We start from the raw sequence: 20,817 nt of genomic DNA on the forward strand, positions 1-20,817 counted from the left end.
AGGTAAATTTTGTCCCAACAGCGAAAAAGGCAGGATAAAGCACCATTAACTGAGGCTCAATCGACGGGAAATAGAAAAGGGTTGCGCTAAAAAAGCCGGCAACAAGCACAAGGGGAAATAACAGAACGCAGGAATATAACAGATAAAACAAAGTATTACATCAGTAACACTTTCACACTATCTGCAATGGACAGCCGGGGAAACAGAATAACCGTCATCAAGTCAAATTGACCCACTGCCCGAAAAACGCCCACCACCAAGGCAGGGCACAAACAGATTACAAATGTAAAGATTGCCAATTTCAGCTGAAAAATATCCCACGGCTATGGGGCTAGAGGGAACTTTTCGGGCGAAAGATGCCGCGATAAATTCCCGCCAGCTTCATATCAAGCGAGCGCTTGCAATGACAGAGCCTGTTCTACCGCATCAATAAAGGCCCGGATCAGTGCCGACTCTCGGCGGCGCTGCGTATAGAGCGCATAAAAAGTGGCGCTCTTGAGCCTGTATTCGGGCAATACGGTTTGCAGCTTTCCCTGTTTCAGACTGGGCTCGGCCAGATACCTGGGCAATCTGGCTATACCAAACCCATGACAAACCGCGGCATGGATAGCTTTCTTGTTGTTGAACACCAAAGAGCCCCGAACCTCAAGCTGCTGTTGGCCTGCGGAATGTTCAAAACACCAAAGTTCATTTCGGCTGTTTCCCTGCGCCAAAGTGACCAACTCATGCTGCAACAAGTCGCCGGGTTGAGCCGGAGCAAGGCGTGATGCCAAGTAAGCCGGTGCAGCGCAGAGAACCGACTCGTCCTGCCCCAGTTCCCTGGCAATATAGGGCTCTGACGAGAGCTGGGTGCTGCGAAAAGCGATATGAAACCCATCTTGCAGCAGGTCTACCGCTCGATTGGAAAACTCGGCCACTATGCTTACCTGCGGATGCCTGGCCTTGAAGCCGAGCAGCACGGGAGTCAACACCAGCTCGCCCCAGAGTTCCGGGGCAGTAATCCTCAGTTCGCCGGCCAGTTCATGCCTGCGCCGACTGAGGCTATCGAGCAGCTGCTCATTGAGCTCGAGGATCCGCTCGGCCTGTTGAAAATACAGCTCACCGTCATCGGTCAACGTCAGGCTGCGAGTTGTGCGGTGCAACAACCGGGTTTGCAGTCGCTGTTCCAGAAAGTGAATATCCTTGGAAACTTTACCGGCAGTGATTTGTAGCTGGCGGGCGGCGGCCGCAAAGGAACCCAGACGGACAATCAGGGTAAAAAGCCGCATCAGATAAAGGTTGTCCAGCTTATGATGATCCATTGTTGTTCCCCTCAAGTGCCAATTCATTCCCACCAGGAGCGAATACATTTCCTGAATGACAGATTATTTCCCATAGCGACAGATGTACAGTAGAGGCATAGATTGGACACAAAAGGAAAAGTGAGATGTCAGCTTCACTGAAACACGAGTTCCTCTTTGGCAACGCCGGCGTGAGCCTTAAAAACCGTGCGGTATTGGCGCCATTGACCCACAATATGAGCGCAGCCAATGGCGACCCATCCCAAGCCGAGTTGCAGTGGCTGCAGCTCTGTATCCAAGGGGGCTTTGGCATGCTGATAACCCCTGCCACCCAGGTTTTGCCCGGTGGACGTTGCTGGTCTGGACAACCGGCCCTGATGACTGAGGCGCAGCAGCAATCCTGGCTCCCCGTGGCCAGCTCTGCCGAAGCCAACCAAGCCAAGGTGTTGGTGCAGCTGCACCATGGCGGCCTGCGGGCCCTCCCCGAGTTGAACGCAGAAGGCCCCAAAGGCCCCTCAGCAATAGCACAGGGAACAAGATATCCAAGTGGGGTAGCACAGCTGCAGGATGAGGAAATCCGGCAGCTTATTCAAGCTTTTATCAACTCTGCCGAGCGGGCTTATGCCGCGGGACTGCACGGTGTGGAACTGCATGCCGCCCACCATTTCCTGCTGTGTAATTTTCTTAACCCAGAGGTGAATCGGCGCGAGGATATTTGGGGCGGCAGCAGCCGCAATCGCGCCAGGATCATCATAGATATTATTCGCGGTATCCGGCAGCGTCTGCCGCGCTCATTTTTGATTGGTGTACGCCTGTCTCCCGAGAGCTACGCCAATGTGAGCGGCATCCGCCTGGCCAACCAATTGGAAGTCGCCAACCTACTGGCCGAAGAGGCGCTCGACTATTTGCACTTTTCCATGGGGAACAGCTTCAAACAAGCCAATGAAGACAAACAGGCAGGCCCGTTGCTGACACAGATTCGCCAAGGCTATCATGGCCATGTTCCGTTAATGTTTGCCGGAGCTATCACAGATATCCATACCGCCGAACGGGCATTCAACCTGGGTGCCGAACTGGTTGCCATCGGCTCTGCGGCCATAGGCAACCCGGATTGGCTCAAGCGCAGTCTTTCCGGAGCACCTCTTAAGCAAGCGCCATTCAGCCGTGAGCATCTATTAAAGCTGGGCTTCACCGAGCAGGCGCTGGAATATTTGGTGAAGATACCGGCACTGACAGAACAAGCCAGGAAAAACTAACTCCAACAAAAAAGCCACTGCAGTTGCAGTGGCTTTTTGCGGTATCAAGCACAAGTGCCGATATCAGAACGGGATATCATCATCCCAGCCGTCATCCAGATCCGGCGTGTAGTTCTGCTGTTGTGGCTGAGGCTGTGGTGCCGGCCGCTGTTGCGGAGCTGCCTGTTGTTGCGGCGCTGGCTGCTGTGGCTTGGGCGCATAACCTGAGTTCTGCTGCTGACCATAGCTTTGCTGCTGCGGCGCGTTGTACTGCTGTTGTGGCTGTTGTGGCTGCTGCGGTTGCTGGGCAGGCTTGGGCTGATAGCCGCCGGACTGCTGTGGCGCATTGTATTGAGATTGAGACTGTGCCTGACCACCACCGTAACTACCTTGGCTTTGGTTCATACCACCTTGGTTCATACCACCCTGATTGCCGCCTTGGCTCATACCACCTTGATTTTGGTTACGGCCACCCAGCATCTGCATGGTACCGCCCATATCAACAACCACTTCAGTGGTGTACTTGTCCTGACCGCTCTGATCTTTCCACTTGCGGGTCTGCAGCTTGCCTTCCAGATACACTTGCGAGCCTTTGCGCAGATATTCACCGGCAATTTCAGCCAGCTTGCCGAACATGACAACCCGATGCCATTCGGTACGCTCTTGCTGTTGGCCCTGCTGGTCTTTCCATGACTCACTGGTGGCCACTGTGATATTCGCTACGGCGTTGCCGTTTGGCATGTAGCGCACCTCTGGGTCCTGTCCCAGATTGCCCACCAGAATTACCTTATTAACACCACGACTGGCCATCGAAATCTCCTGCGATTTTCACGTAATACTTAGCTTAATTGACAGAGCCTAACACAGCTCTGGCTTGTCTTAAATCGAATTGATCGTTCACCTTGAGGTAGGCGACTTTTTCTTCCAAAACCACTATGGCTTCGGCAACCCCTTGCAGCGCAGACAGCTCGGCGGCCATCTTCTGCGCATGCTCGCGGCCGTTCACCTGAGCCTCCAGAGTGTAACTCTTGAGCAACACTGGATTTTTCATTCCCAGGGTCAATGCCAGCCAGATAATTAACAGCACCACCGCCACGGTAAATACCCCGGCAGCGCCCATGATTTGATAGGCGCCCCCACCGAGCAAACCGCCACAGAAGGCACCGAGAAACTGACTGGTGGAATACACCCCCATGGCCGAACCTTTGGCGCCCACAGGACAAAATTTGGCGATCAGGCTGGGCAGCGAGGCTTCCAAGTAGTTAAAGCCGGTAAAGAAGGCCACTATGGCTACCGCCAACACCCAAAGACTATGGGAAAACAGCGCCATCGCCAGCAAGGCAGCCAACATGATCAGCAGGGCCAACTGGAACATGCCCTTGGTATTATTGCGCTTCACGCCGATGATGATCAGCGGCACCATCAAAAAGAAAGCGCCGACAAAGGCCGGGAAGTACAGCATCCAGTGCTTTTCTTTGGCAAGGCCGGCGTCCACCAAGTCCAGCGGCAATGCCACGAATACCGCCGTCAGTACCAAATGCAGAATAAAAATACCGGCATCGAGGCGAAACAACTGCGGATCTTTAAGCATATTTTTCAGCTTGCCCGGTTCCGCCATGGTATCGCCCTTGGGCGCATGAGCCACAGGGTTGGGTACCAGCAGCTGCACTATCAGCATACCCAGCAGCGCCAAGCCAGCCGTCAGGGCAAACAAGCCAGATAGCCCAAGATGCTGTGCCACCACAGGCCCCACCAGCAGCGACAAGGCAAAGGAGAAACCTATGCACATGCCTATGATGGCCATCACCTTGGTGCGTTGCTCATCCCGGGTGAGATCTGCCGCCAATGCCAGCACGGCGGCGGCGATGGCCCCCATACCCTGCAAGGCGCGGCCGGCGACAACGCCATAAATGCTGTCGGACATAGCCGCCAGGACACTGCCGAGGGCAAACACCAACAGGCCACCGAGGATCACCGGCTTGCGGCCAATTCTGTCTGACAGTATCCCCATGGGGATCTGCAGTATCGCTTGAGTCAGACCATAGGCGCCGATGGCAATACCCACCCACAGAGGTGAGAAGCCTTTGAGATCTTGTCCATAGAGCGCGAAGACAGGCATGATCATGAACAAGCCCATCATGCGCAGCCCAAATACACTGGCTAATGAGAACGCGACTTTTCTTTCTGTGCCGGAAAGTCCACCGTTGGCCATAGTTTTTGCCCTGGATTAAGAATTTTTTAAGGGAGCGCATGTTACCACGAAGGTTTTGAACAGCTCAAAGAGAAAAACCCAAGTCGCCCTCAGCCCACGGCTGAGGGCTTGCTACTGACAGTAAGGTGTCAGTAGGACAAATGCGCCGCCGCTATCGGCACAGCGCAAAATATGTGATACTTGTGCTCTTTTTCTCCAGTGATTAGCCAAAGTAGAGACTGATGGACAAGATAGACATTCGCGGTGCCAGAACCCACAATCTCAAGAACATCAATCTGACCATTCCCCGAGACAAACTCATTGTTATTACAGGCTTATCTGGTTCGGGTAAATCTTCTCTCGCCTTCGATACCCTCTACGCCGAAGGTCAGCGGCGCTATGTGGAATCCCTGTCGGCCTATGCCCGCCAATTTTTGAGCCTGATGGAAAAACCGGATGTGGATCATATCGAAGGCCTGAGCCCGGCGATCTCGATTGAACAGAAGTCCACTTCCCACAACCCCCGTTCTACCGTGGGAACCATTACCGAAATCTACGACTATCTCAGATTACTGTTTGCCCGTGTGGGTGAGCCTCGTTGCCCGGTTCACGGCCAGCCGCTGGCGGCACAAACCGTCAGCCAGATGGTAGACAAGGTACTGGAACGCCCCGAAGGCGAGCGCCTGATGTTGTTGGCCCCCGTAGTGCAGGGCCGCAAGGGTGAACATGTCAAATTACTGGAGAACCTGGCGGCCCAGGGCTATATTCGCGCCCGTATCGATGGCGAGGTGTGCGATCTGTCCGACCCGCCGCCACTGGATCTGCACGTAAAACACAATATCGATGTGGTGGTTGACCGCTTCAAGGTACGCGAGGATCTGCAGCAGCGGCTGGCGGAATCCTTCGAAACCGCACTGGAGCTGTCCGGCGGTGTGGCCACTGTGGCCAGCATGGAGGAAGGCAGCAATGAAGAGTTGCTGTTCTCCGCCAACTTCGCCTGCCCTCACTGTGGTTACTCCATGGCCGAGTTGGAACCCAGGCTGTTTTCCTTCAACAACCCCGCGGGTGCCTGCCCGACCTGTGACGGCCTCGGGGTGCAGCAGTTTTTCGATCCCGATCGGGTAATCACCAACGACGAACTGTCGCTGGCCGGCGGCGCCATTCGAGGCTGGGACAGACGCAACTTCTACTATTTCCAGATGCTCACCTCACTGGCCGAGCATTACGGCTTCGATGTGGAAACACCCTTTGGCGATCTCCCCGCCAAGGTGAAGAAGATAGTGCTCTATGGCTCAGGCAAAGAGAATGTCGCCTTCCGTTATATCAACGACCGCGGCGATGTAGTGGTTCGCAACCACCCGTTCGAGGGCATCCTCAATAACATGGACAGACGCTACCGGGAGACAGAGTCCAACTCGGTGCGTGAAGAGCTGGCCAAGTACATCAGCAATCAGGCCTGTTCCAGTTGTGGCGGCTCACGCCTGCGCGAAGAGGCCCGCAATGTGTTTATCGGCAATATCAATCTGCCGGAGTTGACCACCTGGTCCATTGGCGAGGCCAGCGACTACTTCGCCACCCTGAGCTTCGAGGGGCAAAAGGCACAGATAGCCGAGAAGATCCTCAAGGAAGTGGGCGATCGCCTGGGCTTTTTGGTCAATGTCGGCCTCAACTACCTGAGTTTGTCTCGTTCGGCAGAAACCCTCTCAGGTGGCGAGGCGCAGCGGATCCGTCTGGCCAGCCAAATTGGCGCCGGTCTGGTCGGGGTGATGTATGTACTCGATGAACCTTCGATTGGTTTGCATCAGCGCGACAACGAGCGCCTGCTCAACACCCTCACTCACCTGCGGGACTTGGGCAACACTGTGATTGTGGTTGAACACGATGAAGACGCCATCCGCATGGCGGATCATATTATCGATATCGGCCCAGGCGCCGGGGTTCATGGTGGTGAAGTGATCTGTGACGGTGACATCAACGCCATCATGGCCTGTGAAGAGTCTGTCACCGGCCAATATATGTCCGGCAAGAAAAAGATCACCGTGGCCGGAGGTCGGGTGCCCTGCGATCCCGGCAAGATGATCAAGCTGTTCGGTGCCAGTGGCAACAACCTCAAGCAGGTAGATCTGGAGATCCCTGTCGGGCTGCTGACCTGTGTCACCGGGGTATCCGGCTCGGGTAAATCCACCCTGATCAACGACACCTTCTTCAAGATTGCCCATCGCATGCTCAACGGCGCCACCGCCGAAGAGCCGGCGCCTTATGAGCGTATCGAGGGCATGGAACTGTGCGACAAGGTGGTGGATATAGATCAGAGCCCCATAGGCCGCACGCCGCGCTCCAACCCGGCCACCTATACCGGCATATTTACCCCGATCCGCGAGCTATTTTCGGCGACTCAGGAATCCCGTACCCGCGGCTATCAGCCGGGGCGTTTCTCCTTCAACGTCAAGGGCGGCCGCTGTGAGGCCTGTCAGGGTGACGGCCTTATTAAGGTAGAGATGCACTTCCTGCCGGATGTGTACGTGCCTTGCGATGTCTGTAAGGGCAAGCGCTACAACCGTGAAACGCTGGAAGTGAAGTACAAGGGCAAGAACATTCACGAAGTGCTGCAAATGACGGTCGAGGAAGCCCGTGTGTTCTTCGATGCGGTGCCGGCCATTGCCCGTAAACTGCAAACCCTGATGGATGTTGGTCTGTCTTATATACGTTTGGGCCAGAGCGCCACTACCCTTTCCGGCGGCGAGGCTCAGCGGGTCAAACTGGCTAAAGAGCTGTCGAAGCGGGATACCGGCAAGACCCTCTATATTCTGGATGAACCCACCACAGGGCTGCACTTTGCCGATATCCAACTACTGCTGGATGTACTGCACAGACTCAAGTCCCAGGGCAACACCATAGTGGTGATTGAACACAATCTGGATGTGATCAAAACCGCTGACTGGATAGTGGATCTGGGGCCGGAAGGCGGTTCGGGTGGCGGTACCATTCTGGTGGCCGGTACCCCAGAGCAGGTAGCCGAGCATCCAGAGTCCCATACCGCCCGCTTCCTTAAACCTATGCTGTGAGGTGACTGTGACAGGCAACAGACTGCTGTTATTGGCCCTGGTTATCTGTATGGCGGGTTTATTGCTGGCGGCTTTTGATCCCTTGGTGGGTAACTGCAAACGCTATTTGGGTGAAGTAGTGCATTCCGGCCCGGACGGCACTACGGTTGCCCTACCCGATGGCCGCACGGCGCTGGTTGAACCCAGTGCCCTGCCCCCGGCGACTCTGGTCACCATAGGCGCCAAGCGCCATTTGGTATCGGGTATTGAGGTGTTCAAGCTCAAGGGCCGAGCGGAAACCGAGACACCTTCGGCCAGCCGCGGCGGCAACACCCCACCGCCCGGCTATCAGGGCGGCATGGCACAACTCGCCAAATAAGCAGGCAAAGCCGTCTTGGGGAATGGTATAAACTGCAACATAGCTTGAGTTGATTGCCGTTGCCGGAGGCAGGATGCCGATGACACTCTTTATCCGCCCGCAGATGTGGGGACTCTCTATCCCTCCCCCGCTGTGGGCACTCCTATTGATATTGCCGGCGCTTGCTGCCGGTTGCAGCAGCTCGCCCGAACGCTGCGGCGGTGAGATTCTGCTGAGCTGGGCCGAGACGAAGCAGTTGCAACAGGATGTCGAAGTGCTGGCCTCGCCCAGGCTGCAAGGTCGGCGCACCGGCACCCAAGGGGCGTCGTTCAGCCGTGAGTACCTCACGGAACGCTTTGAACAAATCGGCCTGCAGCCACCCACTTCGGTATTTCCGCCCCTGGCCGAGACTCTGAGCGGCTTTCAACACTCATTCAACTATGTCGATGGCTTTGCCGACGCTCGGGGCATCAACCTGCTGGGCTGGCTGCCGGCTGCCCAGCCGACCACTGAGTGGCGCCTGCTGATTGCCCACTATGATCATCTGGGCGATCGCGGCCCGGGCTTTTATCCGGGAGCCGACGACAACGCCTCTGGCGTGGCGGCCTTGTTGGCCATAGCCCGAAGAGTCAAACAAGCGCCCAGTCGCTACAACCTGCTGTTTATTGCCAGTGACGCCGAAGAGCCGGGACTCTATGGCAGCAAGGCCTTGGTGAGCGCATTGCAACAGAGCGGTTTTGCCGAGCACATCTCGCTGGCGGTCAATCTGGATATGATAGGCAGGCCCGGGCTTCCCTATGCCATCTACCTCGAAGGCAGCCGCTATTTCCACCACTATGATGACTTCAGCGCCGCACTGATGGCGGGCACAGGGCTGTGCATTCGTCCCAGTCATCCGCGCCCTATTGGTCGCAGCGTGCAGCGTACCGATTGGCTCAGGGCCTCGGATCATTATCCCTTCCACCAGGCTGGGATCCCCTGGCTCTATTTCGGCGTTCCAGCCCACGCCCAGTACCATACCCGTGACGACACGGCAGACAGACTGGATTATCCTTTCATCGGCGCCGTGGCCGAGGCGGCGGAACAGTTGCTGCGACTGCCAACTAAGCAGTTACAAAACCGATAGTTGGCCTACTATTTGCTTTAAATTTGCCATAAAAATTCCTTTAGCCGTGGAAAGAAGCAGATTTCGCTGTTATAATCTGGCGTTTTCGGTGCGGGAAATCGACACGGGGTTGATTTTCTGTCTGTGAAACTTTCTGCGTCATCCGGACGCGTCCACAAGGCTACAACCCATGTCATCCAGTGAAAAAACTTTCCGAGAACTCGGCCTCTCCGAGGCGTTGCTGCGTGCTCTAGACGAGCTCGGCTACGAGAACCCGACCCCAATTCAAGCTGCGAGTATCGCCCCCCTGATGGCGGGCCAGGATATTCTCGGCCAGGCACAGACAGGTACGGGTAAAACCGGCGCCTTTGCTCTGCCTCTGCTTAATGCAACAGATCATAACCTCAACGCACCGCAAATTCTGGTGCTGGCACCAACCCGCGAACTGGCGGTACAGGTAGCTGAAGCTTTCTCAAGCTACGCCAAATTCATGAAAGGTTTCCATGTACTGCCTATCTATGGCGGTCAAAGCATGCACCAACAGCTGCAGGCGCTGCGTCGCGGCCCTCAGGTAGTCGTTGGTACTCCAGGCCGAGTCATGGACCATATGCGCCGTGGCACCCTCAAGCTCGATAGCCTCAAAGCTCTGGTGCTGGATGAAGCCGATGAAATGCTGAAAATGGGCTTTATCGACGATATCGAGTGGATCTTGGATCATACTCCGGCCGAGCGTCAGCTGGCACTGTTCTCTGCCACTATGCCTGAGCAGATCAAGCGGGTTGCCAACAAGCACCTGAACAACCCTGCCACCATCAGCATTGCCGCCAGCCACACCACGGTTGACTCCATTGAACAGCGTTTTGTACAGGTGTCTCAGCACAATAAACTGGAAGCCCTGGTACGTGTGCTCGAAGTGGAAAACACCGAAGGTATCATCATCTTCGTGCGTACCCGTAACTCCTGTGTGGAACTGGCCGAGAAGCTGGAAGCCCGCGGTTACGCCTCATCACCACTGCACGGTGATATGAATCAACAGGCCCGTGAGCGCGCCGTGGATCAACTCAAGTCCGGTAAGCTGGACATTTTGATTGCCACCGACGTTGCTGCCCGTGGTCTGGACGTTGAGCGTATCGGTCACGTGGTCAACTATGACATCCCTTACGATACCGAAGCCTATGTACACCGTATCGGTCGTACCGGCCGCGCCGGTCGTACCGGGATGGCGATTCTGTTTGTGACTCACAGAGAGATGCGCATGCTGCGCACCATTGAGCGTGCCACCAACAGCCGTATTTCTCCAATGAAGGTTCCAAGCCCTGAGACTGTGGCCGAGCGCCGTCTGTCACGTTTGGGCGATCAGGTAGCTGCCACCATAGCCAACGAAGAGCTGGACTTTATGAAGGGCGCCGTGGCTCAGCTGTGTCAGCAGTTGGAAGTGGACACAGATATTCTGGCGGCCGCACTGCTGCAACAAGTACAGCAGGAGCGTCCGCTGCAGTTGCCTCCGATCCAGGAGCGTCAGCGTGACAGCCGTGATGATCGTAGCTCACGCGACGATCGTGGTTCACGGGAAGATCGTGGTTCGCGCCGTCGTGACTCTCGTCCGGTTCCCGGAGATCTCGGCAAGGCCGATTCCCTGAAGGATAACCCGGATCTGCAGATGTGCCGTTATGTACTGGATGTGGGTCGTGAACACGGCGTGGGTGTGGGCAATATCGTGGGTGCCATCGCCAATGAAGCCAGCATAGACAGCCGTTACATAGGCCAAATCCAACTGTTTGACTCTCTGACTACAGTCGATCTGCCCGCCGGCATGCCTAAAGACGTACTGGCACACCTGAAGAAAGTACGGGTATGTGGCAAACCTATCAATATCCGTGAAGCCGGCAGCCAGAGCTTCGAAGGTGAACAGCGCCCGGCTCGTCGCCCTCGCAAGCACTCGGGCGAACGCCGTCCGGATCGTAAGCCCCGTCGTCGTGATGACCGCAGCTGATCCAGCGGATTAAATCAACTCGGTAAAAATGCCGCTCACTCATAGTGAGCGGCATTTTTCTTTATATTGATTAAGCAGTGTCGGCAGATACAACTGTGCTTGGGAATATCCCGCAGGGTCAGTTCCAGGTAACTAAAATCAGCCTTCATGCACCAGCAAAGCGCAGGATCTGTCCCGGCCGCCATGGCGCATTGGTTGGCTTGTTGACATACAGGGCAACGAGCAGCAGACTTTTCGGTCATGAAGCCTCCCTGTCAGCGGGATGATTGATGCCATCCATCACGGGAGCATCCTTGAAGGTAAAAGGATCCAAGTCGTCGATGCACCCCAGATTAACGCCATACTCCTCTGGATTCGAGCGCCTTTGATGGTGAGTATAGATACCGCAGCGACTACAGAAATAATGTTTGGCGGTATGAGTATTGAACTGATAACAGCTGAGCAGCTCTGCGCCGCTCACCAGCTTGAGATTGGCCAAGGACACAGAAGCTACCGGCGCACCGCGGCGGCGACACATGGAGCAATCACAACGGCGAACATTGTTCACTCCTTCGGGAAAAGTGAGCGCCAACTGAACCCCGCCACAATGGCAACGGGCAATATAGTGAGTCTGAGTCATGACAATCCCTGTAATCCTGATTGAACGGGCAAGCTTATGCTGAAAATTCGAGCAAAACGGCATACGGCTGAATTCATCTTGCCCCAGGGAAAAACCCTTGCCAATAGACAGAAGCTGAACTGCCAAGCTAAAGAAAGTAATCTTCCCAACAAAGAGTAAGCATTTCCCCCGATATTGCTGCAGCCAATAGCCAAGACTCCCTATCATAATGGAGCAAACTGCGGCCCACATCTACTACGCCCCAGCTCAAGTCAATGCCGAATTCCCCCCCCCAGGAGTCAGTGATAAGGCGCGGCGACCACTGCCTCAGTATGACGCTAAGCATAGCGGCCAAGCTGCTTACCGCCCCTATAACAGCGAGGATTTGTCATCGCCGCTAGAGAGTTGCCAACGAGTGTTTCTATTCGCGAACAAATAGCCTGTCACCGGACAGAAACAACCAACCTCATTGATTAGCTGAGTTTTTAATTTATTTTTAAGGAAGCATTTTTCGGTTATAACCCTATGGATCCCATGCCACAAAATAGGTAGACTGGCCCCGGTTTACCTCCTTGGAAACAAACCAAGGGATATGATTTGGGGGCGTAAATCGGTTGCTTGAATAGCCAGTACGCGCTCTCCTCAACTTATAGAGAAGGAAATAATGGGTTTACAAGAAAAACAATGGAAGCGCTCTATCGAAGAGCAGTATGTGGTTGAGTTCAAGCAGGACATAAAAAGCATTCTGGATGCCGACCTGGACGTAACCTTTGACTGGGACAGCTTCGACAGCGCCAAAGAGATCATGTACGTGCCCACCTATGCACTGGATCGTGTCAAATCCGCGTTCAGAGAACTCGCCAACGACCAGGACGCCAAGGAAGAGATTGTTGCGCAGATCAAGACCCTGCATATCAAGAACATCAACGACAATGCCGAAGAAGCCAAGAACATGCGTATCGGCGATGGCGTTTTCGCACTCGAAGTCGGTTTCGGCGGCAACCACGCCTGTGTCTTTAACGACACAGCTATCCGCCAGTACCTGGAAAACAACCTCTGATCATCTAAGCAGAGCATGATGCCTGGGTTCATCTCCGTTTGAGCCCATTAGTATCCAAGGCCGGTCATTCCCCTGAGACCGGCCTTTCTATTTATTTCTATGCCCTCCCGGCTATTTAATGCCTGTCCCCTCGGTGGTCTATAGCCAGCAGAGCTGCAATCCCTACTCCTTGCAGCCAGGTATAAAAAAGCGCGCCTATGGGCGCGCTGAATAGATTAAGGCTCTGAGCTTACTGCTTCTTGGGGAAGACTGGATAAGCCTCTTTGCCCAGCAAGATACCCTTTACTTCTTTACCATAGTAACCGGCATGCTTGTGATACTTGCCTTGGGTTTCCTCGAGCTTTCCTTTGAAGCGGGGATCCTGAGGACGCTCATGGGAGTTGATATAGGCAGCCACATCCCAGGCTTGCTGAGTGGTTAGCTGCATACTCTTGCCCAGTGGCATATTCTCGTGAATAAAGAAGGCAGCCGTGTTAACCCTGTGCATTCCGGCGCCCCAGTTAAAGCTCTGAGGCCCCCAAAGAGGTGGCAAGGCATATACACCGGCTATCGCCTGACCTTGGCCATCGGCACCATGACATGCCTGACAATGGGCCTGATAAACCTGCTCACCACGGGCAGGGTCATAGGCCTGCTCAGGTTTGGGGATTGAAGGGTAACCCCGGCCCGGCAGATTGGCGCGTTGCTCTACCGTCAATTGCTGCTTAATGGCTTCAGGAATAGGGAAGTCTTCCCGTTTGCCGCCCTTGATAAGCTCGGCATCGGCCAGTTCAGGCACTTCGCCTTTGACGCCGTATTGATCCATCAAGCCACCGACCCCAAGCCAATAGGCATAGGCAGACAAGGCCACCAACTCAGGGCTGCCGCTCTTTGGCGCCTTGCCGTTCATTGAATAGGTAAAACAGCCCTGGATACGCTCTTCGAAGCTGTTGACCTTATCATTCTTCTTCCGATAAGCAGGATAAGCGAAATAGGCACCCCAGATAGGAGAAGCATTAGGCTTACGGCCGGCATCCATGTGGCAGTTGACACAGTTCAGCTCATTGCCGACGTATTTATCCCGCAGTTGCTGAGTATTGACGAACAGCTGATAGCCCTTGCGCACCTTGTCACCAAAGGCACCGGCCGGAATGGCATCCAGCGGTCTGGGGATCAGATACTCCTGTCCCTCCACCTTGGGAGAAGAAGGCAATTGCGCCTGGCGATCGGGAAGGTTCTCGGCCTGGGCCTGAGCTGTCATTGCGGCCACAGCACCCATGATAAACAGAGTAGATTTTTTCATGCTGCGTCCTTACTTGAGATTGGCAAAATAACTGGCGATAGCGTCGATTTCGGCGCTATCGAGCTGTTTGGCAACATGCTCCATCATGCCATCGACATCACCTTTACGGGTGCCATCCTGCCAGGCGTGCAGTTGAGTCTTGATGTAGCTGGCCTGCTGACCGGCAAGCCTTGGAAAAGTGCCGCCACCCAGGCCTGACGGGCCATGACATGTTACACAGGCGGGTAGGTTCCGGGTCCAGTCGCCCTGATACACCAGTTTTTCAGTCGGATCGGCAAATACCACTTGCTCACCTCTGAGCTTGGGTTTGACCTCGGCGACGCTCTGGGCAGAGAAGTAATCCGCCACCTGGCCGATAACCTCATCACCCTGCAGAGTCATTGCCATGGGCATCATAGTGGCGTTTTGGCGGGTCCCCGCCTGGAACAGCTTGATCTGTTGTTGAATATATTGGCTGGAAAGTCCGGCGAGCCTTGGGCCCAGCGGCTCTACGCCCTGTCCCTGAGGGCCGTGGCAACTGCCACAAAGCGCGGCCTGTGGTGGCATAGCCGGTTGTGCTGCCATAGCGGTTCCTATGGACTGAGCCAGCAGCAGCAGGCCACCTGCGGCGAGCGTGATTGATTTCATCTGTTATCCCCCATTATGAGTAAGGGCTATAGCATAGATCCAAATCACATATATGAGAAGTTTGCGATAAATATCAAAAAACCAGGGTAACCGGGCACAATCCAGATGCCATAAGGTTTGCAGCTCATATGAATCCCAGGCTTTGAAATATTTGCTTACGATTTGAGTTTTATAAAAAACCCTTTTCTAACAATGTATTGGATAACGATTCTCGTTTAGAAGTAATTACTCTCCAAAGCGGGTCGCCTCAAAACTGTTGAGAAAATGATGTAACAGGTAACAGGCCAGTAAAGTACCGACTATGGCCACCAGAATGCTGCTCACCCGATACAGGGCACTGAAGATCAGATCATTCCCCGGAGTCAGGTATTGGCCGAACAGTATTCCCAAGGTGGTCATGGCACCAAAGCCCACCGCCGAGCCACTGGCCTCTTTGACATGGGCCTGGGCAAACAACAGGGTACCGAACCAGAGCATGGGTACGACCAACAAAAGCACACCGGACCAATCATACAGAAACAGCTGCACCGCCATCCCGTATACCACCCCGAGTACAGTGCCCATTGCCCGTTTGCGGGCGTAGTCGAGAGCCCCATTCCAATGCATGGGGAACAGCAACAGTAAGGTAGTTGCCTGAGCCGACATGGAGTCGCGCAGATCAAAAGCCTGGAATATCAGAAAGGACAGGGTTGCAACACTGGCCCCCATCAGCGCTTCATGGCGCATTCTGTGGGGCTGCTTGGGCCCGGGCACATAAGCGCTGCGAGGTTCAACATCCGGGATCAACACTGTCATCAAATAAGCTATCAACACAGACAGTACACTGGCCCAAAAGTTACCGAAGATGAGATCGTTAAGATCGGTATCCGGATAGCTGGCAAAATGCAGCATGATGCTGAGGCTGATCACCCCATTGGCACCAAATAGAAACAGAGCGCCACGGGACATACAGGCAAAGCGATACAGAAACAGTACGAAGACAATCAAGGTCATCAGTGCCGGATGGCTGCCAAGCAAACCGCCTATGATGCCAACCTCAATCCCACAGATGGCCGCAGCGGCCAGCAACTGACGCGCCGCATGGCCGTTCATAACAGGTACCAGTCCCAGCAACAACATGGGGGTGACAGTGTAAAACACCCCGTAATTCCAATTCATCAGCTTACAGATCAGAAAGCCCAGGCTGGCGCCGGTGGCTATGCGCAGGCACTGGCGCAGCTCATTCTGAGTCAAGGGGTGGTGACGCAGGATCATCGGCCACCTCAATAGATGTAGTGCAGCAGGCTGATTGCCTTGATCTGCAGCTTGGCCATGAAACGGTAGAAACTATTGTCCGGCAGTAGTTGTACCGTAGCACGGGAGCCGGCGGCCAACATGGGGTGTTCTTCACCCAGGAGTTCAAAGTGCAAACGCAGACGCTGGGCATCCCGCACCCAACGATCCGACTCGGTCGGTGTCGCCAACATGCCATTGGCGTCGAATTGTCCGGCGCTGACACCAGCATCGCGGCTGCTGACCCTGGCGGGGTAGAGTCTGCCTGGCTCGGCATCGAACGCCACCCAGGCTTCAGTGCCCGGTTCGACTCCCCTGAGGGTTTTCTCGCGAAAATCGGCAATGATGTCCAGCTGTTCCGACACCAGGGCTAATACAGGTTGGCCCTTGTTGGCCATGCTGCCACTGGCCAGTTGCAGATTGGTCACTATGCCTTCGTTTTCTGCCAGCACCTTGGTGTAACTCAGATCCAATTCCGCCTGAGCCAAACGGCTGCGGGCCTGGCGCAACTTGAGATTCTCTGTCCCGGCTGTTCCCCGGGAAACCTTGAGTTTGGCCAACTGCGCCTTGGAGGCTGCCAACTTGGCTAGCGCCGAACTGGCATCGGTATCTGCCTGATCCTTGAGTTGGCGTGACACACCATTGCTGGCATAGAGTGCATCCAGGCGCCTGGCCTCACGTTGTTTTTGTTGCAACATGGCCTCATTGGCGCTGACATCGGCTCTGGCAGCCTCTATGGCGGCATCCAGCTCGGCGTTATCCTGCATCGCTTGCTCCAGCGCCAATTTGGCTTGCTCAAGCGCGAGCTCAAAGGGGGCCGGATCTATGGCGAAGAGCAACTGACCGGCCTCTACATGTTGATTGTTGGCCACGGCCACAGATTGCACCGGGCCGCTCACTTGAGGAGCTATCTTGACCACAGTGCGGGTCGCCATCGCCTGCGGCGTCAGCGGCATCTCCAGATCCGCCAACATGAAATAGGCAAAGACCAGCACAAAGCCTGCCATGGAAATTTTAACGAGTCTGGCAAATTGTTGATCTGGCGTCATAAAGTCTCTCTCATTTATCTTGTTCTTGCTGCAGCTGATGCTGGGCGTTATCGCAAATCCTGGTGATCACGGCTTCAAAATGGGCCAGCTCATCCGGATCTATACCCACCAGCAGCTTGGCCCTCACCTGGATGATTCTGGCTTCCATGGAGCGAATAACTTCCTCTCCTTGGGCCGTCATGGAAACGATGCGAGCCCTTTTGTCGTGCTCGCAGCTGTGGCGGGTGATCAACCCCTGCTGCTCCAACTGCCCCAGAGTACGCATCAAAGAAGGCAGCTCTATCTCCAGAGACTCGGCCAGCTGCTTCTGACTGATGTGGTCGCCCATGCGTCTCAGCTTCCACAGCGCGGTCCAGCGAGGATGGGTCAGCCCCAGAGGCGCCAACTCGTTATCGGCGACCATGCGCCACAACCTGTGTAAACGCCCCAAGCGCTCTCCCAGAGAAGTCTCGGTCAGCTGTTCTATATATCTGTGCATCTTGATTAACTGATTAATTAGCAGGCTAAGTATTTTATTTATTTAGCCTGCTAAGTAAATAGCCGATCGAAAATAAACCCGATCTGCCTCGCACATCTGTTCAGTAAGTAAACGGATCGAGACAAAAATTTGTCATACGTCGCAATCAGTTAACACAAGGGCCACTATAATTTTCCAACCTTGTTTGACCCGGTGAAGGTACAATGAGCCCAGCGCAAGGTCGGTGGCTATTACAAGGCTATTGAGATCCTGCGCCCTCGTTTTAATCACTCCCATGCCTGGAGGCTAACTTGTTCTCACATTTGAAAATCGGCACTCGAATCGTGCTGGGGATCTGCGCCGTGCTTATCGCCATGATGAGCTTTATCATGCCCTTGGTACTGTCGGAATTTTCCGGCCAAATTGACAATGCCGAGCAGCGTGAACTGCATAAGCTGTATCAAACTGCGATTGCTGAAATTGACTCTTCAGGCAGATTGGCCGAGGCGCTGGCCACAGTGGTGGCCAACACCCCGGAAATGCAGCAGGAATTCGCCTTCGGCGACAGGGACTCACTCAACAACCGCAGCCAACAACTGTTCACCCCATTGAAACGGGATTTTGCCGTGCAGCAGTTTCAGTTCCATCTGCCACCGGCCACCTCTTTCCTCAGGGTACATAAACCGGAAAAGTTCGGTGACGATCTCTCAGGGTTTCGCCAAACCGTAGTGCAGACCAACAACAGCAAGCAGCCGATAATGGGGCTCGAGAAGGGTGTGGCCGGCCTCGGGATCCGCGGCCTGGCTCCAATGACTTATCAGGGACAACACACAGGTTCAGTTGAGTTTGGTATGTCATTCGGCCAGCCTTTCTTCGATGCCTTCAAACAGAATTACCAGGCCGAAATTGCCCTGCTGACACCTGACAGCAGCGGTTACCGCCGTTTTGGCGGAACCTTTGAAACCGCGGCTTTCAAAGACGCGGCGCTGCTGCAGAAAGTACAACAGGGAAATGCTGACAAATCTTTGATAAATCTGAATAACAATAGTCATGTCCTCTACCTGCATCAGGTGACTGACTTTTCCGATAATCCCATTGGCGTACTGGCGATCGCCATGGATCGCAGCCACTCGGAAGCCAGCCTCTGGTATATCAAACTCAAGTTGGTGGCCATTGGTGCCATAGCACTGTTGGCGGGCGCCGTTATCGCCTTCTTTATCGCCCGCAGCATCACCCGCCCTATAGCGCAAACCACCAGCGCTATGGAAGATATCGCTCAAGGGGAAGGCGACCTGACCAAGCGTATCGAAGTGAGCAGCAAGGATGAAATTGCCGATCTGGCGCGGGCATTCAATCTGTTTGTCGCCAAAATCCAGCAAACTATTCAGCAGGTGACTCAAGCCACGGACTCACTGGCAACCTCGGCCGAAGAGATGTCCGGCATCACCAGCGACAGCCGCCACAGCGCCGAGCAGCAGCAAAGGGAAACCGAACAAGTGGCTACCGCCATGAACGAGATGGCTGCCACGGTTCAGGAGGTCGCCCAAAATGCCACTGTTGCCGCCGACTCGGCAGAGCAAGCCGATGCCGCCACAGATTCAGGTAAACAGGTGGTCAACAGTGTGGTTGAGTTGATGGCCGGGCTGGAGTCAGAGATCCGCGGCGCCGCGGCTGCTATCGACAAGCTAGAGCAGGACAGTCAGGCGATAGACTCAGTGTTGGAAGTGATCCGCAATATTGCCGATCAGACCAATCTGCTGGCACTCAATGCCGCCATTGAAGCGGCCAGGGCCGGCGAGCAGGGGCGGGGTTTTGCCGTGGTGGCCGATGAAGTACGCACCCTGGCGAGCCGCACTCAGGCATCGACAACCGAAATTCAGCAGATGATTGAAACCCTGCAACAAGGGGCGCAATCAGCCGTCGGTGTGATGCAAAGCAGTAATCAAACCATGGATAAGTGTGTTGCCGAAGTGCAAAACGCCGATGCGGCTCTCAATGAGATCCGCGCCGCGGTTTCCGCCATCACCCAGATGAATATCCAGATAGCCAGCGCCGCCAATGAGCAGTGCGCCGTCTCGGCCGAGATCAATCGCAATCTCAACAATATCAATGATGGCGTGGCTCAGGGCAGTGAAAGTGCCGCCCAGATAGCCGTCGCCGGTGAAGAGCTGGCGCAGCTGTCGGTACGCCTCAAGCAGTTGGTCAGCCAATTCAAGGTTTAACTCACTAAAGACAAGCCCACCGATTGGTGGGCTTCCTTTTATCAAAGGTTCACTGAGAGGCCATCACTTGCCGGGACGCACTCCCAGAGTATGGCAGATGGCATAGGTGAGCTCGGCGCGGTTCAGGGTATAGAAGTGGAAATCTTTCACCCCTTCACGGGAAAGCACCTTGACCATGTCGATGGCCACGTTGGCGCCCACCAACGCCCGGGTACCGGGATCGTTATCCAAACCTTCAAACTGGCGGTGCAGCCATCCCGGCAAAGACACATTGGTCATGGCGGCGAAACGCTTGAGCTGGTTGAAGTTGCCCACAGGCAATATCCCAGGAACAATTTCCACATCAATGCCGGCGGCCACACAACGGTCGCGGAACCTGAGATAAGACTCCACATCGAAGAAAAACTGGGTGATGGCACGGCTGGCACCGGCCTCAATCTTGCGCTTCAGGTTGATAAGGTCAGCCTGGGCATTGGCCGCATCCGGGTGCACCTCAGGATAGGCGGCCACCGAAATATCAAAGTCGGCGACCGAGCGCAGCAAACGCACCAGATCCGAGGCAAAACGTGTCGGCTTGGGGCTGCCTTCCGGCAGATCGCCCCGCAGCGCCACTATGTTACGAATACCGCTGTTCCAGTAGTGACGCGCCAACTCCAGTAACTCTTCATCACTGGCATCCACCAGCGTCAGGTGCGGCGCCGCCACCAGCTCGGTTTCCTGCTGGATCCTCTCGATCACGCTGTGAGTGCGATCCCGCACTCCTGAGTTGGCACCATAGGTGACAGAAACAAACTTGGGATTCAGTGGCTCCAGGCGCTGAATTGAGTTCCACAACAAGGTTTCCATCTCAGGCGTTGAGGGCGGAAAGAACTCGAAAGAAACATTGATGTCGCCGTTGAGCTCGGACAAGCTCTGGTTCAGCGAGTGCGCATGTTGTGCGTGATGAAAAGCCATTGAAAATTCCCTCAACTGTCTATCCGGACGTTTGGACGTCTATATGTCCACATACTAGAGAAACTGTCATTGAAGTCAAGCCCAAAGATG

The 20,817-nt window shown here is 54.9% G+C and carries 18 protein-coding genes; 7 read left to right on the forward strand and 11 right to left on the reverse strand.

Annotated elements, in window-relative coordinates; translation table 11 throughout:
• Positions 1-386 precede the first annotated feature (386 nt).
• The gene (locus E1N14_RS18830; protein ID WP_025010181.1) at positions 387-1,301 is read right to left on the reverse strand and encodes a LysR family transcriptional regulator; all 915 of its coding nucleotides are present in this window, start codon (positions 1,299-1,301) and stop codon (positions 387-389) included.
• A gap of 125 nt (positions 1,302-1,426) precedes the next feature.
• Here E1N14_RS18830 and E1N14_RS18835 point away from each other — a divergent pair, with 125 nt between their 5' ends.
• Positions 1,427-2,536 carry an oxidoreductase gene (locus E1N14_RS18835; protein ID WP_025010182.1) on the forward strand — a complete coding sequence of 370 codons (1,110 nt, stop codon included), beginning with the start codon at positions 1,427-1,429 and terminating at the stop codon, positions 2,534-2,536.
• Positions 2,537-2,599: 63 nt separating this feature from the next.
• On the opposite strand, the gene ssb is transcribed toward E1N14_RS18835, so the two are convergent.
• Both ssb and E1N14_RS18845 read right to left on the reverse strand, forming a co-directional pair.
• Positions 2,600-3,325 carry a single-stranded DNA-binding protein gene (ssb, locus tag E1N14_RS18840; protein WP_025010183.1) on the reverse strand — a complete coding sequence of 242 codons (726 nt, stop codon included), beginning with the start codon at positions 3,323-3,325 and terminating at the stop codon, positions 2,600-2,602.
• 34 nt (positions 3,326-3,359) lie between these two features.
• Positions 3,360-4,727, reverse strand: a complete 1,368-nt coding sequence (locus E1N14_RS18845; protein WP_025010184.1) for an MFS transporter — start codon at positions 4,725-4,727, stop codon at positions 3,360-3,362.
• A gap of 221 nt (positions 4,728-4,948) precedes the next feature.
• Here E1N14_RS18845 and uvrA point away from each other — a divergent pair, with 221 nt between their 5' ends.
• From uvrA to E1N14_RS18865, 4 genes are all read left to right on the forward strand, one after another.
• Complete coding sequence (uvrA, locus tag E1N14_RS18850; protein WP_037436858.1) at positions 4,949-7,771, forward strand: excinuclease ABC subunit UvrA; 2,823 nt, start codon at positions 4,949-4,951, stop codon at positions 7,769-7,771.
• 7 nt (positions 7,772-7,778) lie between these two features.
• On the forward strand, positions 7,779-8,129 hold the full coding sequence (locus E1N14_RS18855; protein WP_129586019.1) for a hypothetical protein: 351 nt from the start codon (positions 7,779-7,781) through the stop codon (positions 8,127-8,129).
• A 73-nt stretch (positions 8,130-8,202) separates the two neighbouring features.
• The gene (locus tag E1N14_RS18860) at positions 8,203-9,234 is read left to right on the forward strand and encodes a M20/M25/M40 family metallo-hydrolase (RefSeq protein ID WP_052658186.1); all 1,032 of its coding nucleotides are present in this window, start codon (positions 8,203-8,205) and stop codon (positions 9,232-9,234) included.
• Between the two features lie 169 nt (positions 9,235-9,403).
• Positions 9,404-11,206, forward strand: a complete 1,803-nt coding sequence (locus E1N14_RS18865) for a DEAD/DEAH box helicase (RefSeq protein WP_062793688.1) — start codon at positions 9,404-9,406, stop codon at positions 11,204-11,206.
• 35 nt (positions 11,207-11,241) lie between these two features.
• On the opposite strand, the gene E1N14_RS18870 is transcribed toward E1N14_RS18865, so the two are convergent.
• Positions 11,242-11,448, reverse strand: a complete 207-nt coding sequence (locus tag E1N14_RS18870; protein ID WP_062793687.1) for a cysteine-rich CWC family protein — start codon at positions 11,446-11,448, stop codon at positions 11,242-11,244.
• On the reverse strand, positions 11,445-11,825 hold the full coding sequence (locus E1N14_RS18875; protein WP_037436873.1) for a GFA family protein: 381 nt from the start codon (positions 11,823-11,825) through the stop codon (positions 11,445-11,447). The genes E1N14_RS18870 and E1N14_RS18875 overlap by 4 nt, the downstream gene beginning before the upstream one ends.
• A gap of 643 nt (positions 11,826-12,468) precedes the next feature.
• On the opposite strand from E1N14_RS18875, the gene E1N14_RS18880 reads away from it, so the two are divergent.
• Entirely contained in the window at positions 12,469-12,864 is a 396-nt protein-coding gene (locus E1N14_RS18880; RefSeq protein WP_025010187.1) for a hypothetical protein, read from the forward strand.
• Positions 12,865-13,093: 229 nt separating this feature from the next.
• Here E1N14_RS18880 and E1N14_RS18885 read toward each other — a convergent pair whose 3' ends face one another.
• From E1N14_RS18885 to slyA, 5 genes are all read right to left on the reverse strand, one after another.
• On the reverse strand, positions 13,094-14,146 hold the full coding sequence (locus E1N14_RS18885; RefSeq protein WP_062793685.1) for a c-type cytochrome: 1,053 nt from the start codon (positions 14,144-14,146) through the stop codon (positions 13,094-13,096).
• A 9-nt stretch (positions 14,147-14,155) separates the two neighbouring features.
• Positions 14,156-14,710 carry a c-type cytochrome gene (locus E1N14_RS18890; protein ID WP_232785981.1) on the reverse strand — a complete coding sequence of 185 codons (555 nt, stop codon included), beginning with the start codon at positions 14,708-14,710 and terminating at the stop codon, positions 14,156-14,158.
• A 288-nt stretch (positions 14,711-14,998) separates the two neighbouring features.
• Positions 14,999-16,027: a DUF2955 domain-containing protein gene (locus E1N14_RS18895; protein ID WP_025010188.1), complete on the reverse strand. Its 1,029-nt coding sequence runs from the start codon at positions 16,025-16,027 to the stop codon at positions 14,999-15,001.
• An 8-nt stretch (positions 16,028-16,035) separates the two neighbouring features.
• The gene (locus E1N14_RS18900; protein WP_028780629.1) at positions 16,036-17,094 is read right to left on the reverse strand and encodes an HlyD family secretion protein; all 1,059 of its coding nucleotides are present in this window, start codon (positions 17,092-17,094) and stop codon (positions 16,036-16,038) included.
• 10 nt (positions 17,095-17,104) lie between these two features.
• Positions 17,105-17,572, reverse strand: coding sequence for a transcriptional regulator SlyA (gene slyA, locus E1N14_RS18905; RefSeq protein WP_025010189.1), 468 nt, complete (start codon positions 17,570-17,572; stop codon positions 17,105-17,107).
• Positions 17,573-17,925: 353 nt separating this feature from the next.
• On the opposite strand from slyA, the gene E1N14_RS18910 reads away from it, so the two are divergent.
• Positions 17,926-19,773: a methyl-accepting chemotaxis protein gene (locus E1N14_RS18910; RefSeq protein ID WP_051546959.1), complete on the forward strand. Its 1,848-nt coding sequence runs from the start codon at positions 17,926-17,928 to the stop codon at positions 19,771-19,773.
• A 63-nt stretch (positions 19,774-19,836) separates the two neighbouring features.
• Here E1N14_RS18910 and metF read toward each other — a convergent pair whose 3' ends face one another.
• Positions 19,837-20,727 carry a methylenetetrahydrofolate reductase gene (gene metF, locus E1N14_RS18915; protein WP_025887953.1) on the reverse strand — a complete coding sequence of 297 codons (891 nt, stop codon included), beginning with the start codon at positions 20,725-20,727 and terminating at the stop codon, positions 19,837-19,839.
• Positions 20,728-20,817: the final 90 nt, after the last annotated feature.

It is taken from the genome of Shewanella algae (genome assembly GCF_009183365.2).
In the GTDB taxonomy this organism is placed as follows: Bacteria; Pseudomonadota; Gammaproteobacteria; order Enterobacterales; family Shewanellaceae; genus Shewanella; species Shewanella algae.